At 46.1% G+C, this 16,288-nt stretch carries 13 protein-coding genes; 9 read left to right on the top strand and 4 right to left on the bottom strand.

What is annotated here, in order from left to right; genetic code table 11:
• Positions 1 to 74 precede the first annotated feature (74 nt).
• The 6 genes from fmt to gmhB all read left to right on the top strand — a co-directional run bounded on the left by fmt (position 75) and on the right by gmhB (position 6,898).
• Entirely contained in the window at positions 75 to 1,061 is a 987-nt protein-coding gene (gene fmt, locus ACIGBN_RS10665; protein WP_133002271.1) for a methionyl-tRNA formyltransferase, read from the top strand.
• A complete protein-coding gene (gene rsmB, locus ACIGBN_RS10660; protein ID WP_396665324.1) occupies positions 1,058 to 2,428 on the top strand; it encodes a 16S rRNA (cytosine(967)-C(5))-methyltransferase RsmB in 1,371 nt (456 codons plus the stop codon). Before fmt ends, rsmB begins: the two co-directional genes overlap by 4 nt.
• 412 nt (positions 2,429 to 2,840) lie before the next feature.
• Positions 2,841 to 4,214: a Trk system potassium transporter TrkA gene (trkA, locus tag ACIGBN_RS10655; RefSeq protein WP_133002269.1), complete on the top strand. Its 1,374-nt coding sequence runs from the start codon at positions 2,841 to 2,843 to the stop codon at positions 4,212 to 4,214.
• Between the two features lie 133 nt (positions 4,215 to 4,347).
• Complete coding sequence (locus tag ACIGBN_RS10650; protein ID WP_396665322.1) at positions 4,348 to 5,796, top strand: TrkH family potassium uptake protein; 1,449 nt, start codon at positions 4,348 to 4,350, stop codon at positions 5,794 to 5,796.
• Between the two features lie 13 nt (positions 5,797 to 5,809).
• Positions 5,810 to 6,283 carry a Cys-tRNA(Pro) deacylase gene (gene ybaK, locus ACIGBN_RS10645; RefSeq protein ID WP_133002267.1) on the top strand — a complete coding sequence of 158 codons (474 nt, stop codon included), beginning with the start codon at positions 5,810 to 5,812 and terminating at the stop codon, positions 6,281 to 6,283.
• A gap of 57 nt (positions 6,284 to 6,340) precedes the next feature.
• Positions 6,341 to 6,898: a D-glycero-beta-D-manno-heptose 1,7-bisphosphate 7-phosphatase gene (gene gmhB / locus ACIGBN_RS10640; protein WP_396665319.1), complete on the top strand. Its 558-nt coding sequence runs from the start codon at positions 6,341 to 6,343 to the stop codon at positions 6,896 to 6,898.
• A 54-nt stretch (positions 6,899 to 6,952) separates the two neighbouring features.
• On the opposite strand, the gene ACIGBN_RS10635 is transcribed toward gmhB, so the two are convergent.
• Positions 6,953 to 7,081, bottom strand: coding sequence for a CGNR zinc finger domain-containing protein (locus ACIGBN_RS10635; protein WP_396665397.1), 129 nt, complete (start codon positions 7,079 to 7,081; stop codon positions 6,953 to 6,955).
• A gap of 239 nt (positions 7,082 to 7,320) precedes the next feature.
• Here ACIGBN_RS10635 and ACIGBN_RS10630 point away from each other — a divergent pair, with 239 nt between their 5' ends.
• The 3 genes from ACIGBN_RS10630 to ACIGBN_RS10620 all read left to right on the top strand — a co-directional run bounded on the left by ACIGBN_RS10630 (position 7,321) and on the right by ACIGBN_RS10620 (position 11,286).
• Positions 7,321 to 8,193, top strand: a complete 873-nt coding sequence (locus ACIGBN_RS10630) for an AraC family transcriptional regulator (protein WP_133002264.1) — start codon at positions 7,321 to 7,323, stop codon at positions 8,191 to 8,193.
• 118 nt (positions 8,194 to 8,311) lie between these two features.
• Positions 8,312 to 10,486: a TonB-dependent siderophore receptor gene (locus tag ACIGBN_RS10625; protein ID WP_396665317.1), complete on the top strand. Its 2,175-nt coding sequence runs from the start codon at positions 8,312 to 8,314 to the stop codon at positions 10,484 to 10,486.
• A gap of 50 nt (positions 10,487 to 10,536) precedes the next feature.
• Positions 10,537 to 11,286, top strand: coding sequence for a siderophore ferric iron reductase (locus tag ACIGBN_RS10620; RefSeq protein WP_396665316.1), 750 nt, complete (start codon positions 10,537 to 10,539; stop codon positions 11,284 to 11,286).
• 282 nt (positions 11,287 to 11,568) lie between these two features.
• Here ACIGBN_RS10620 and gyrB read toward each other — a convergent pair whose 3' ends face one another.
• The 3 genes from gyrB to dnaN form a co-directional block, all read right to left on the bottom strand.
• Positions 11,569 to 13,992 carry a DNA topoisomerase (ATP-hydrolyzing) subunit B gene (gene gyrB / locus ACIGBN_RS10615; protein WP_133002261.1) on the bottom strand — a complete coding sequence of 808 codons (2,424 nt, stop codon included), beginning with the start codon at positions 13,990 to 13,992 and terminating at the stop codon, positions 11,569 to 11,571.
• Complete coding sequence (recF, locus tag ACIGBN_RS10610) at positions 13,993 to 15,099, bottom strand: DNA replication/repair protein RecF (RefSeq protein ID WP_133002260.1); 1,107 nt, start codon at positions 15,097 to 15,099, stop codon at positions 13,993 to 13,995.
• Between the two features lie 82 nt (positions 15,100 to 15,181).
• Complete coding sequence (dnaN, locus tag ACIGBN_RS10605; protein ID WP_133002259.1) at positions 15,182 to 16,279, bottom strand: DNA polymerase III subunit beta; 1,098 nt, start codon at positions 16,277 to 16,279, stop codon at positions 15,182 to 15,184.
• Positions 16,280 to 16,288: the final 9 nt, after the last annotated feature.

The following is a 16,288-nucleotide window of genomic DNA, read 5'->3' as shown; positions in this document are numbered from 1 at the left end:
GGCCGCCGTTCAGCCCATTAATACCCGTTTTGTAAATCAGGCCTCGGCCTGATTTTTTCGTTAAAGGAAACCAAATGACTACCTCACCGCTGCGTATTGTTTTTGCAGGCACACCCGAATTTGCTGCCACCAGTCTTCAAGCGTTATTAGATAATCAAGAACAAAATCACTATGAGTTGGTTGGCGTCTATACCCAGCCAGATCGTCCTGCTGGGCGTGGCCACAAACTTGTAGCAAGTCCGGTTAAACAACTGGCGCTTGAGCACGACATTCCCGTTTTCCAACCCGTGAACTTTAAATCAGAAGAAGACAAGGCCGCGTTAGCCGCTCTAAATGCTGACATCATGATAGTGGCGGCTTATGGCATCATTTTGCCAAAGGCCGTACTCGATACACCAAAACTAGGTTGCCTTAATGTGCATGGCTCTATCTTGCCACGCTGGCGTGGTGCTGCGCCTATTCACCGTGCGCTCATCGCTGGCGATGAAACAACGGGCATTACTATTATGCAAATGGATGTGGGGCTGGACACCGGCGATATGTTGCTAAAAGCCTATTGTGATATTAAGCCAACAGACACTTCTGCGAGCCTGCACGACAAGTTGGCAACACTGGGAGGAGAAGCGCTGGTTGATGCTCTTGAGAAACTCAAAAAAGGCGAGCTGGTTGCAGAAAAACAAGATGATAGCTTGAGTAACTATGCGGCGAAACTCACGAAGCAAGAAGGTGAGCTTCAATGGCAACAAGCCGCTGAATTAATAGAACGCCAAGTCAGAGGCTTATCTCCTTGGCCATCGGCTTTCACACAAAGCAGCGAAGGGGTGATGAAGATCCATGGGGCAGAATTGGCTAACGTGGAATCCGAAAACGCAGCGCCTGGCGAAATTCTAGTGGTCAGTAAAGAGGGCGTTATTGTGGCAACAGGACAAGGCAGCGTTCGAATTACTGAAGTGCAATTTGCCGGTGGCAAACGCATGAAAATCCAAGACGCATTAAACGGCAAACACAAAGCCGCCTTACAAATTGGTCAACACTTCGGCCTAGTAGAGTCATTATCATGAAACCAACAGATGTACCTTCTATCCAGCACAGTGCTCGTCAGGTCGCGATTCAAGTAGTGACGAATATCTTGTTACAACAAGGTTCTTTGAGTACTCAACTAGCACGCCACCAACACGATGTGGCCAGCGAGCATATTCCGCTGCTAAAGGAATTGTGCTTTGGCGTTTGCCGTCAGTACCCTTTATTAAACAGTATTGCGCTGCACCTTTTAAACCATCCTTTCGAAGAAAAGGACATGGACCTTTATGCCGCGTTATTGATTGGCCTGTATCAACTGGGATACATGAATACGCCAGATCATGCGGCGGTAAACGAAACCGTCGAAGCCTGTCGCATACTTAATAAAGATTGGGCAACCAAACTCATCAATGCAGTACTACGCCGCTACCAACGCGAAGCCGATGATATCATTGAAGAACTGGAGGCCATGCCATCCGTTGAGTACAACCAACCTAAATGGCTGGTTAAGCGTTTCAAAAAACATTGGCCAGAGCAATTTGAACAGATAATAGAAGCCAGCAACGCGCACCCTCCAATGTGCATTCGCGTTAACGAGAGCCAAGTTTCACGTGAAACATACAAGGCACAAATGGCTGAAGAGGGTATAGACTCAGAAAATGGTCAGCTTTCTCCTACCGCTTTGTACCTAAGATCTGCTGTTAGAGTAAATGAGTTACCTGAATTCGATGAAGGCTTTTCTAGCGTACAAGACGAGTCTGCTCAACTTGCTGCCCATATTCTGGCTCCTGAGGTAGGGGAACATGTATTGGACGCCTGTGCTGCGCCTGGAGGTAAAACAGGTCATCTATTGGAATTTGCAGCCGCAAAGCAAGACCAAGAAGAAACGCTCGATCTAACCGCCGTTGAATTAGAACCATGGCGCTTAGAAAAAATCGAAGCCAATTTGGAACGCATTGGACTCATGGCGAACCTACAATGTGCCGATGCTGGGGATCTTGATACTTGGTGGGATGGGGCGCAATTCGACAAAATTCTTCTTGATGTGCCTTGTTCCGCTACTGGTGTCATTCGTCGTAATCCAGACATCAAAATAAACCGCAAGCCTGCAGACATAGATGAACTCGTCACCATTCAAAAAACAATTTTGGCGCAAGTTTGGACCACCTTAAAACCTGGCGGCCACCTTCTTTACGCAACCTGCTCTCTGATGCCCGAAGAAAACGAACAGCAGGTTGCTGCTTTTCTGACTTCTCATGATGATGCTAAAGAAGTGCCATTGAATGCATTAAACCCAGTATTGAATGTAGCCTCGGGAGTCTCTGTGTCACACGGCCAACAACTCTTCCCGACGATCAAAGGCAACGATGGTTTTTATTACTGTTTAATTCAGAAAAATATCGTCTAGGCTAATTTACGAAAACGCACTTTAGGCTAGATTCACTATCATTAAAAATGTGCTCAGATAAACCTGCCCAGATAGTTGTTTCACATGAAACAATTCTATTATCTGGGCATTTTTTTACGCATAAAAAAGTCAGTGAACTCATAAACCCATCACCTTGATACGTCGCTCGTACACACATTAAAGAATCATTGTGTGTACGAGGAAGCACAGACAAGGTGAGGTTTTACTTCCTAGGCAAAGACAAAAGTGTATTTTTTTCACTATTTCAGAGATGTCGTTAAATAATTGGTTGAAGTGGCTAAATTTCGGCCTAACATAGAGGGCAACTCAAAATCGGTTTTGGCACTCATATGAGCCAACAAGAATAACCAGAAAAAGAGCCCGTATTTAACATTGTGCTCTAAGGCAAACTATGAAAATCATCATTATTGGGGCAGGCCAAGTTGGCGCTACTCTGGCTGAGAATCTCGCAAATGAAGACAATGATATTACCGTCATTGACCCTGATCTAACGCGCTTAAGAGAGCTGCAAGACCGTTTAGATATTCAAACGGTTGAAGGCAGCGGTTCGCATCCGGCGGTACTGGCACAAGCCGGCTGTAATGATGCCGATATGCTTATCGCGGTGAGCAACCAAGACGAAACCAACATGGTGGCTTGCCAAGTTGCCCACACACTATTTAAAACACCAACCAAAATTGGCCGAGTTCGTTCCAGCGCCTATGCCGGTTACCCTGAGCTGTTTAACGATCAAGCTTTGCCTATCGATGTACGTATCAGTCCAGAAAAAGAAGTGACCAAACACTTAAGTCGCTTAATTCGTTACCCTGGTGCATTGCAAGTGATGGAATTTGCCGATGGCAAGGTTCAGCTCGTCGTCGTAAAAGCAGAAAAGGGCGGTCCACTGATTGATCAGCCAATCAGCTATTTACGCGAACACATGCCGTCGATTCAAACCCGAATAGCCGCTATTTATCGCGATGGTCAATCTATAAAACCCGATGGCAATACTTGCATTCGAGCCAATGATGAAGTCTTCTTCCTCACGCCACAACGCGATGTGCTGGATGTAATGAGTGAGTTGCGCCCGCTAGACACACCTTATCGTCGCATCATTATTGCTGGCGGTGGCAACATTGGTGAGCGTTTGGCGCAGAGCTTAGAAAAAGAATACCGTGTCAAAATCATTGAGCGGGATTTAGAGCGCTGCCGTTATTTATCAGAGAACCTAGACAGCACGATCGTCCTTAACGGAGACGCGTCGAAAAAAGAATTGCTGTTAGAAGAAAACATAGAATCTACCGATGTGTTCTGTGCACTGACCAATAACGACGAAGCCAACATCATGTCGTCTATGCTGGCGAAAGTATTAGGCGTACGCACGGTAATGACCATCATCAATAACCCTGCCTATGTCGATATAGTGCAAGAAGGTATGATCGATATCGCCATCTCGCCACAGCAAACAACGATCAGCTCCTTGTTGAGTTATATTCGTCGTGGCGACGTCGTCAACGTTCACTCTATGCGCAAAGGCGCAGCAGAGGCATTAGAGGCGGTGGCCCATGGGGACATTCGTTCGTCAAAAGTGGTTGGCCGAAGCATAGCTAAAATCAACCTACCAGAAGGCGCGACGATAGGCGCAGTAGTCCGTGATGATGACATCATCCTAGCAACTGGTGATGTGGTCATTCAGGCTGAAGATCACGTGATTATTTTCGTCTCGAATAAGAAACAGATCCCTGCTGTAGAGCAACTATTCCAAGTGGGATTAACCTTCTTTTAAATAACCAACCTTGCTTTTTTATCGTGTGAACACTGAGTAAAGCCACACATAAAAAAGCGCTGAAAATAAGAAGACCTTCAGCTAGGTGATTAAATTAAGCCAGACTCGGCAGAGTCTGAGCTAGGAAGCAACTATGCACATTAAAGTAATTTTGCGGGTTATTGGTTTGTTGGTGATGGTATTTAGCCTCTCCTTAATTCCGCCAATGATTGTCTCCTTAATTTATTCCGATGGAGTATTAGACTCCTTTGTTTATGCTATGTGCATCAACCTAGTCGGCGGTTTCCTTCTTTGGTTTCCTGTGCGGAATCATAGAGGCGAGCTCAAAATCCGCGATGGCTTCTTAATTACCGTTCTATTCTGGACAGTACTTGGCCTCTTCGGCTCAGTCCCTTTCTTCTTGGCGGACACACCAGATCTGTCTTTTACCGATGCTCTGTTTGAATCCATCTCAGGCTTAACCACAACCGGTGCAACCATACTGACAGGCATTGATGATCTGCCTAAATCCATTCTCTTTTACCGTCAATTGTTAACCTGGTTAGGCGGGATGGGGATTATCGTTTTGGCCGTGGCTATCATGCCAATGTTAGGCATAGGTGGTATGCAGCTTTACCGAGCAGAAACACCAGGCCCAGTAAAAGACACCAAGCTGACGCCTCGTATTGCCGAAACCGCCAAAGCACTTTGGTACATTTATGCCACGCTCACGTGCGTTTGTGCGATAGGCTATTGGGTTGCAGGAATGAGCCTATTTGATGCTATTTGTCACAGTTTCTCGACCGTTGCGATCGGTGGTTTTTCCACTCATGATGACAGTATTGGTTATTTTAATAGTGTGCCGATAGAGATGATTGCCACCTTCTTCATGGTGGTTTCAGCGTTTAACTTCGCGCTGCATTTTCACGCTTGGCGACACAAAAGCGTATTGCATTACCTAATGGATCCTGAGGCACGTTTCTTCCTCTTTATCCTGCTTTGTACCATTTCTTTGTCTACGTTTGTTCTCGCCATGACCTCCACCTATGACTGGGGCTCGTCATTGCGTTACGCTGTATTTGAGAGTGTCTCGATCGCCACAACCTCAGGGTTTGGTACTTCGGACTTCTCAACCTGGCCGCATTTCTTACCCTTCTTATTGATTGTCACCTCATTTGCTGGCGGCTGTGCGAGCTCTACTGGTGGCGGTATGAAGGTCATTCGGATTCTACTGATCCTCAAGCAGGGACTGCGTGAAATTCAACGCCTCGTACACCCAAATGCGGTTATTCCCGTTAAGGTGGGTGGCAAAGCCATTCAAGAACGAGTGGTGTCAGCGGTATGGGGCTTTTTCTCCGCGTACCTGTTGGTCTATGTCATCTTGATGATCGGGTTAATGGCAACGGGGCTCGACCAAGTCACCGCTTGGTCTGCGGTTGCAGCGACTTTAAACAACCTAGGCCCTGGGCTTGGCAGTGTTTCAAGTACCTTTGCTGGGGTCAATGACCCTGCCAAATGGATGCTGTGTTTTTCTATGTTGCTAGGTCGTTTAGAAGTCTTCACCTTGCTGGTATTATTTACCCCTATGTTTTGGCAGAAATAACGACGAGGTTGTCATGACGCCCGCGATTAACCTATTAAAGAAACAAAAAATGGCCGTCTCTATTCACGAATACGAGCACGATACTAACTGCCATAACTTTGGCGAAGAGGCGGCAACAAAGCTCAACTTAGACCCTGAGTCTGTGTTTAAAACGTTGTTAGTAAGCGACGACAAACACTTCTTTGTGGCCATAGTCCCTGTAACAAGCACGTTGAATTTGAAACGAGCAGCAAGCGCTTTTAACGTTAAAAAATTGCGCATGGCTGATCCTAAAGAGGCAGAAAGGCTCACTGGCTATTTGGTCGGTGGTATCAGTCCTATAGGTCAAAAGAAGCGGCTAGTCACTTGTATCGATAGCAGTGCAAAAGCGTTTTCTAAAATCTATGTCAGTGGCGGCAAGCGTGGCTTAGACATCGGCCTTGCTCCGGAAGATTTAAGCCGCGCTTGCCATCAGGCTCAATTTGCGGATATCCGCGACACGAAATAATCGACTATTCACTCAGCCTTGTTTAAGGCGAATCATGTTCCCAAAAGGTAGCTCACCATGGCGCAAGTTAAACCCATTATTCTATTAGACCGAGACGGCGTCATTAACCAAGACTCTGACGCCTATGTAAAATCGGTGGAAGAATGGATTCCATTACCAGGCAGCATCAAATCCATTGCCGCATTATCAAAAGCAGGCTTTCAAGTTTTTGTCGTAACTAACCAATCTGGCATCGCTCGTGGTTATTACGACGAAGCAACACTCAAGGCCATGCATGACAAAATGAAAACACTGGTAGAAGCAGAAGGTGGCGCCATTGCTGGAGTCGAATATTGCCCACACGGACCTGATGATAATTGCCAGTGTCGTAAACCAAATAGCGGCATGATTGAGGCTATTGAAACTCAACTTGGTGTCTCTTTTGAAACCACACCTGCCATCATGGTAGGGGATTCATTACGAGATTTGCAGGCCGGTAAGGCAAGAGGCTGCGCTCCTGTGCTTGTGCTAACAGGAAATGGACGTGAGACACAGTATAAAGAGATCGATTTCTACTTTGATATCTACACAGACCTAGCGGCATTTACCATAGCAACACTACAGAAATACAGCTAACAAAGCTGAGATTAATAGAGTAAGAGGTAGGTAAGTGCTTACTTTCTTCTTGCTCTATTGGTCATTCCTATTGTTTTTTCCTGATAGAAACCCACCGCTTTCCATATTGCACCAAGGACGCCTTTTTGTTCTCGATGTATCAACAAACATCAAAATACATTTCTCATTGGAACGGCGCTTAATCTGCCGACGATAAGGCAGGTTAATACACTCACGACTTATTCAGTAGGTTCAACGCCGCTTCGCAAAGTCTTAACTCATCCTCTAATAGGCATTCAGAAAAAGCGCATGCATTTTGAGCCTCTTTAGCACGAATTACGTATTCTCTATCGACGGGACTTCTGTTTTAAAATCACACAAAAGTTGGTATTTTATAGACCCATAGATGATAATGGTTATTATTAATTTATTCGTATCTTATTATGGCTCAGCAAAACAGACTCACTCGCATCGAAAAGGTTTTAGATTACATCCATGACAATCTGGATGAACCTATTAATGTGACGAACCTAGCAGAAAGAAGCTGTTGGTCACGTTGGCAATTCCAACGCGTTTTTGGCGAAGCCACTGGGCTTACGGTCGCTCAATACATTAGAGAGCTTCGTTTAAGCAAAGCCGCTGAGTTGCTGCTTTCTAGCACAAGCCGCCAAGTGGACGTAGCGATGCAATGTGGCTTTGATTCAGAAATCAGTTTCTCCCGCGCTTTCAAACAGATGTTTCATTGCACCCCTCGATCGTATCGCCAGAGAGGCAAGCGCCAAGGGTTAAGAACCCCCTTACACTATCGAACGAACAATGCGCTATCGGCAGACAAATCCAAAGCCTTTACGCAAATCCGAATTGAAAACCACGATTCACTTTGCCTTTATGGCACGCACGACTGGATTCGAGGGCCTTTTTCTTCAGCCCCAGACTTTCTTGAACGTGTGCCCAAACTATGGAACAGCGTTGAAAAACAAGCCGCGGCCATCAAAGACAAAAGCCCCATCGGCATAATAGACACACATTATGATGCTCAGCACCCAGAGCAAATGTGTTATTGGGCAGGGTATTTAGGGGAGCGATTAGAAGGCCAAGAGAGCATTGTAGTTCCAGCTCAAGAATATGCAGTGATCCCAGTACACGGTAAAGCCTCTGAAGTCGAAAAAGCAGTAGGCTGGTTTCTGCATTGCTGGCTACCTGAGTCAAATTACTACAGTGTTTCAGGTTATGAATTGGAGAAATATGATGTCAATTACGACCCAAACAGCACTCAGAGTTACATGGAGTACTGGCTGCCGATTCAGCCAAGATAGAGTAAAGAGTTTTGCTTATTTCATTCAAGATGCACCAAATCGTTAAGTTTTATCCACTCCCGAGAAATATAATGAGATTCATTCTCATTATAAAATAAAACACACTCTCGGAGTCAAAATGAAATCCTCTTTGCCGATTCAACCCACTTTACTCGCACTCGCGATTGCCAGTGCTTCATCACATTCATTTGCGGCTGAGTCCTCAAATACTAATACCTCGGCAGGGAATGCAGCCAATACTGAAGAAGAGATCACTCTATCCACTGATCAACTAAGCCCGTTAGTGGTTAAAGGACAAACCTACCGCAACACCGCGACCAAAACCCAATTAGACCCCGAAGAAACACCTCAGGGCATTTCGGTTGTTGATCAAGAAACCTTACAGCAAAGAGGAACTGAAACCGTTGCTGAAGCGGTTAGATACACATCAGGGGTGAATACCGAACTTCGTGGCGGCGCAGTGACACGCATAGATTTGTTTAATATTCGAGGCTTCCAAAACTATCAAACCTACTACGATGGTTTGCAATTACTGTTTAACGACTGGAACTTACAACCGCAAATCGACATGGCTGCGGTTGAACAAGTTGAAGTCTTTAAAGGACCCACCTCGACGCTATATGGCTCTATGCCACCAGGTGGCATGGTGAACATGATCAGTAAATCACCACAAAAAGAAAGTAAAAGCAGTGTTGAAGTCACCCTTGGTAACGACAATAAGCGCGAAACACAAATCGACAGCACAGGCGCTCTAACCGACGATATAAATTATCGAGTGATTGGTCTGTTCCGCAAGAAAGACGGCCAAGCAACAACGACGGAAGAAGAGCGCATCATGATTGCGCCATCGATTGACTGGCAAATCAGTGACGACACGCTATTAAACATCAATATGTATTACCAAAAAGACCCAAGTATGGGTGCCTATACCTCATTACCCTCTAAAGGAACGGTATACAGCAACATTAATGGCTCATTGGATTCAGATGCATTTTCTGGAGACGCCGACTGGAATACCTATCGCCGAGAAGAGTTTTTACTTGGCTATAAAATAGACCACACCATTAATGATACTTGGAGCTTCTTGCAAAATGCCCGCTTCATGGACGCCACCGCTTATCAAGAAAATACTTATACAGCAGGTTTAAGCGCTGACGAAACAACAGTATCAAGACGTGCCTACCTAACCGACGAGTCCAGTAAAGGCATCACTATTGATAACCAGTTTTCTGGTGTCTTTGACCTAGGTGAAACAGAGCATAACTTACTGATTGGGGTGGATTATCTGAAACTAAAATCCGACATTCAATATGAAGATGCGGCGGCGCCTAGCCTTAATTTATACGATCCAGATTATTATCAAATCTCTTACAATAATCTAGATTTCGCAGCATCTGGCTACAGCAGTGATTTCACTATTAAGAAAGAGCAAACCGGTTTATACATTCAAGACCAAATACGCCTTAACCAATGGATTCTGATCGCCGGAGGCCGTTACGACAAATACCACTCGACCACTAAGGGTATTCAGTACGGTTCCGATGTCGATAGCTCAGTAGACCAAGATCAATTTACAGGTCGCCTTGGTGTGCTCTATAAAATGGACAATGGTCTATCGCCCTTTATTAGTTACGCACAGAGCTTTGAACCCATTTCAGGCACAGACAAAGATGGCAATGCTTATGACACCTCCACTGCGAACCAATGGGAAGCTGGGGTTAAGTATGAATCAGGCCGTACCAAAGCAAGTTTGGCAGGTTTTCAGATCCTCAAAGAAAACGTGCTAACCCGCGATCCGAATGGTACTGCTTACGACAAAATCCAAGTAGGTGAGATTCGCTCTCGAGGCCTAGAGCTTGAGATCCAACAGCAGCTCACGCCTGCCATTAACTGGCGCGCAGCTTATACATTACAAGATGTAGAAGTAACAAAAGACAACAGCGGCATTGAAGGCAACACGCCGATTTGGGTGCCTGATCAGCAGCTGTCTACTTGGCTTTCTTACGCACCACAAGATGGGCAACTAACAGGCGCGACGTTCGGGGCTGGGGTTCGCTATGTTGGTGAAATGGAACTGAACTCAACCAATACCGATACTGTACCTTCTTATACTCTTGTTGATTTGTCTGTAGGGTATGATTTGGCCATGCTCGGCTCAAAATGGAAGGGGGCAAGCGTTCGTTTCTCCATGAACAACGCCTTTGATAAAACCTACTACAGCTGTTACGACGAAGATAACTGCTGGTATGGCGACTCACGCTCTTTCGAAATCACAGGTCGTTATGAATTTTAATCCGGCCAGCCAACAGGGACGTTTAGCCGCGAAGGAGGGTAGAAGCTAATATGGAAACCCCTTTGCCTCGTCTTTTTAAAACTGCGGCTTCTTTTATTCCCATTCTAGAGGGGCGAATGCTAAACACACCTGCGGACAGAGGCATCGGCTCTTTGTCCGCCGATGAACCAGACCAAGCCCTGCATACATTGCATCATGCTTTGCAAGAGGCGCACCCGGAAGCGGGTGCGCCTTATTGGCGTGTACGCTGTTGGGGATTAGTCTGTTGGCAGCCTATTTATCTTGCGCTGATCTGCGTTTACCAATTAAAAAGCGTCCCTCTGAATCTACAAACATTAGTACAAAATCAGCAAGCGACCATGGTAGCGGGTTACCAATTGCCTGACGGAGAATGGCAAGAAGGCCATAAAGAGGAGCTTATTAACACCATTTGCCAGTCACTAGCTAGGCTCTTTAAGACGCTTCAGCATGCTCATATGGCCTTATTTGGCGGCAACCCCATTCTGTACCAAACCTTGCTGGCAGATCAGTTGTTAGCCTCTCTTGTTGTCGCAGGGCAATTATTTCCAGCGTTTGACGAAGCGGCAATTAACACGGACTTTAAACACTGGGCCAACGCCCTTGCGCTGCCACTAACGCCACTCAAAGGGCTGCAATACAGTCCAGATAAAAAAGTCAGATTTGTCCGTCAAACCTGCTGTTTGCACTTTCGCCGTTGTGATGGTGCGCTTTGTTCGAATTGCCCAAGATTGCAGGCAAAACACGCCAGAGAGCATAAAAAACGCCAATTATCGGCCTAATCAGCGCTCGATATGAAGCAATATAAGGTAAGTACTCACTATCGATTTTTAATTGATTTATTAAGAAGCGGCTCTCTATCAGTGCTTTAGTAAAACATCGACACTGATCGGACGACCAACGACACCGATCGAAGACTGCATCAAAGCCGTGTAATAACGATTCTACAACTATCCCGCAACAAGAAAGCCCACCTCTATTATCAGTGAAAGGTTTATCTAGGCATAAAAAAACGGCTAGAGCGTTCACTCTAACCGTTTTTTGAAGGATGCTGGTACGAAGAATCAGATGTCCAAGTTCGCTACATTCAAGGCGTTGTCTTGAATGAAGTTACGACGTGGTTCTACTTCGTCGCCCATTAAGGTTGTGAACATTTGGTCAGCAGCAACGGCGTCATCGATGGTTACGCGCAACATGCGACGTGCATCAGGGTCCATTGTGGTTTCCCAAAGTTGCTCAGGGTTCATCTCACCCAGTCCTTTATAACGCTGTGTCGTTAAGCCACGAGACGCTTCTTTCATCAACCAAGCTTTCATATCGCTGATGGTTTCTACTGGCTGACGACGTTCGCCGCGCTGGATGAAAGATTCTTCACCAAACAATTCAGCAACCGTTTCAGACATAGCAACAATACGTTTGTATTCAGGTGAGTTGAAGAAAGTCGCTTCAAAACGGTAACGGTTCGACACACCATGAGACATGATGTTGACCACTGGCAAGTACAGGTTGCGCTCTTCGTCTTTCTCTACTGAGAAGTCAAAACGGAAACCGGTACGTGCATCTAATGGCATTTGGTTACGAATTGCTTCAACCCATTCGATAACAGCCGCTTCGTTCATTAGATCGTCTTGGGTTAACGCTTTGCAGTACAGAAGTTTGCCCATTACATCTTTTGGATACACACGAGACAAACGATCAATATCGGACTCAATGCGGATGTAATCACGTACTAATGTTGCCAAAGGCGCGCCTTGAATGCCTGGAGCGTCTTCATTGACGTGCATGTGAGCGCCGTCTAGAGCCACTTCAATTAAGTACTGTTCCATCGCGGCTTCGTCTTTAATGTATTGCTCTTGCTTACCACGTTTGATTTTGAACAAAGGTGGTTGCGCAATAAAGATATGGCCACGTTCGATAATTTCCGGCATTTGACGGAAGAAGAAGGTCAGCAACAAGGTACGGATGTGCGAGCCATCGACGTCGGCATCGGTCATGATGACGATACTGTGGTAACGTAATTTATCGGCGTTGAACTCATCACGACCAATACCACAACCCAGTGCGGTAATCAGCGTGCCCACTTCAACAGACGATAACATCTTGTCAAAGCGTGCCTTCTCAACGTTCAAGATTTTACCTTTGAGCGGCAAGATAGCTTGAGTACGACGGTCACGACCTTGTTTTGCAGAACCACCCGCAGAGTCACCCTCCACTAGGTAGATTTCAGAAAGCGCTGGATCTTTCTCCTGACAATCGGCCAATTTACCTGGTAAGCCTGCGATGTCTAACGCGCCTTTACGACGCGTCATGTCACGGGCACGGCGAGCAGCTTCACGAGCACGAGCGGCATCGATCATTTTGTTTACGATGATTTTCGCTTCATTTGGTTTCTCTAATAAGAACTCAGAGAAACGCTTACTCATTTCTTGTTCTACCGCCGTTTTTACTTCTGAAGACACAAGTTTGTCTTTGGTCTGAGAAGAGAATTTTGGATCCGGTACTTTCACAGAAACAATCGCGGTCAACCCTTCACGAGAGTCATCTCCCGTAGTGGCCACTTTTTGTTTCTTCGCTAAGCCTTCTTTTTCAATGAAGTTGTTCAAGGTACGAGTTAGTGCACCACGGAAACCCGCTAAGTGAGTACCGCCATCGCGCTGTGGGATGTTGTTGGTGTAACAGTAAATGTTTTCTTGAAAACCTTCGTTCCACTGCAGCGCCACTTCTACTGCGATGCCGTCTTCTAGGTCATCACGCTGGCAGATGAAGTGAAAAATATCGTTGATTGGCGTTTTGTTGGTATTCAAATGCTCAACAAAAGAACGCAAGCCGCCTTCGTAGTTGAAGAATTCTTCTTTACCAGAACGCTCATCTTTCAGCTTAATCGCCACGCCAGAGTTCAAGAAAGACAACTCACGTAGGCGCTTAGCCAAAATGTCGTAGACAAATAAGATGTTGTTGAAAGTTTCAGGAGACGGTTTGAAATGCACGGTAGTACCGGCACCATCAGAGTCGCCAACGATCGCCAACGGCGCTTGTGGTACGCCATGAACATAATGCTGTTCGTAGACTTTGCCGTTTTTACGGATCGTCAATGTCAGTGCTTCAGAAAGCGCGTTTACAACAGACACCCCAACACCGTGAAGACCACCAGACACCTTGTAAGAGTTATCGTCAAACTTACCGCCAGCGTGTAGGACGGTCATGATAACTTCGGCAGCGGATACGCCTTCTTCTTCGTGCATATCAACAGGGATACCACGACCATTATCAGAGACAGAAATGGATTCATCAGGGTGGATTAGAACGGTGATGGTATCACAGTGACCTGCTAAGGCTTCATCGATCGAGTTATCGACCACTTCGAATACCATGTGGTGCAAGCCTGTTCCATCGTCTGTGTCACCAATATACATACCAGGACGTTTACGTACGGCATCTAGCCCTTTGAGCACCTTGATACTGGACGAATCGTAATTATTTTCACTCATTTAACTCTCCTGCAAACCTTTGCTCGATAAGGACAATTCGCCGTTATTCATAGAAAAGTGACGAACGTCTGTGGTGTCGGCCCACGCAAAATCCGTGGTATCTGGTCCAACACTCGTAATAAAAATTTGGCTGTTTAGTGACTCCAATAAACGACACAGTTTTTGCCTATGATTGGCATCTAACTCTGCGGGTAAATCGTCCACTAAAAAGACCAATGGGCGGCCCATGTCGATCAGCAGCTGCCCTTGGGCGATTTTCAATGCGGACACAACTAACTTTTGCTGTCCGCGCGACAAGGTATCTAAGGCATCGCCGGTCTCGGCTTTAACACGCAAATCCGCTCGTTGCGGGCCTGTGTGCGTGTAACCTAACTCAATATCGCGTTCTCGGCCGGCTTCTACCGCCATCTGTAACGACTTTTGCGAATCCCACCCTTGGAAGAATTGCAAAGAGACATTTAAGTCTTCGTTCAGCAATGACAACACCGTTAAAAAATAAGGTGTTAGGCGCTCAACATAGGCTTTACGCGAGGTATTCACCTGTTCACCGAGGCGGATTAATTCCTGATCGAAAGCCGCCAATAAACTAGGGGATATTTTACCACGTCTGAGCAAGGTATTCCGCTGTTTTAATGCTTTTTGCCAGCCTCGCCATGCGCGAATAAATTCACTGTCAAAATGAAACACACCCCAGTCGATAAATTGCCTTCTAACACTTGGCGAGCCTTCTAATAATCGAAACGCGTCTGGGTTAATAAGCTGCACCGGCAAACGCTCTGCAAGCTCAACAACCGACTGAGCTCGCTGTCCTTGAATGCGCACGTCAATTTGCCCATCACGATGACGCTGAAGGCCAACTGGCACAGGGTTGCCGTGCTCTTGATGCAATTGAGCGAACACCAAACAATGCTCGTTTTCGTGTTGGATATAGGTTTTGTGTTTGTGGCTACGAAAAGAACGACCGAAGGAAAGTAGGTGAATCGCTTCCAGAACAGAGGTTTTACCACTGCCGTTTTCACCAATAATGACATTAACTTGGGGTGAAGGTTCAAAGCGCACACTTGAGAGGTTGCGAACATGAGAGATGTCCAAACGCACCAGTGGCATAAAGCGAAAACCTTATTCGGAGGAAGTAGAGAAAACCGCTTAAGCCTACCTGTTAAGCAAGCCAAGCGGTTTCACAGGAAGATTACAGACGCATTGGCATCACAACGTATTGTGCTGCATGGCTTTGCGCTTCTTCGATCAGTGCACTGCTGTTAGAGTCGTTCAGTGACAAACGTACTTCTTGTGTGTCCACAACGCCCAGCACATCCAACAAGTAACCCACGTTGAAGCCCACTTCCAAATTATCGCCTTGGTATTGAACCAATACGGATTCTTCGGCTTCTTCTTGCTCTGGGTTATTGGCAAACACTTGCAACATGCCATTTGATAAGATCAAACGCACACCACGGTATTTTTCGTTCGATAGGATCGAAGCACGTAAGAAAACTTGGCGTAGCTCAAGACGATCAGCGATGATGATTTTCTCGTTATTGCGAGGAATCACCCGGTGATAATCTGGGAACTTGCCGTCAACAAGCTTAGAAGTGAAGATATATTCGCCAACTTTGGCACGAATATGGTTAGAACCTACGGTTAACTCAACCACTTCTTCGGTGTCGTTTAATAGGCGATTTAATTCCAATACACCTTTACGCGGCACGATCACTTGCGTTAAATCGCCACTCACGTGAGCGTCTTCTACCGCCGTCGCCAAACGGTGGCCATCGGTTGCTACCACGCGTAATTGGCCGTCTGCGACTTCAAACAACATGCCGTTTAAGTAATAACGAACATCTTGGTTGGCCATCGCAAAGCCCGTACGATCGATCAAACGACGCACGCTCACTTGCGGAATCGCCACCGTTAGGTCGCCTTGCATGTCTTGAATATTTGGAAACTCATCAGCCGGCAATGTCGATAAGCTAAAGCGCGAGCGACCAGAACGAATCACGGCTTTTTGTTCATCTAGCGTAAATTCAATAACGGCACTGTCTGGTAAGCTTTTACAGATGTCCATTAGCTTACGAGCCGGCACAGTAATACGGCCTTCTTCACACTCGTCTAATGGGACATGACCCACCAATTCCACTTCTAAATCCGAACCGGTAAGGGTTAATGTTTGGTCTTTTACTTCCACCAAGACATTGGCCAAAACTGGCATGGTCTGTTTGCGCTCTACAACGCCCGCCACCAATTGAAGTGGCTTAAGAAGTGTCTCGCGGACAACTGAAAATTTCATTATTTTCCC

The sequence above is a fragment of the Marinomonas sp. NPDC078689 genome, from assembly GCF_044542435.1.
Taxonomy (GTDB): Bacteria; Pseudomonadota; Gammaproteobacteria; order Pseudomonadales; family Marinomonadaceae; genus Marinomonas; species Marinomonas arenicola.
This window is presented reverse-complemented; position numbering and strand designations above follow the sequence as displayed.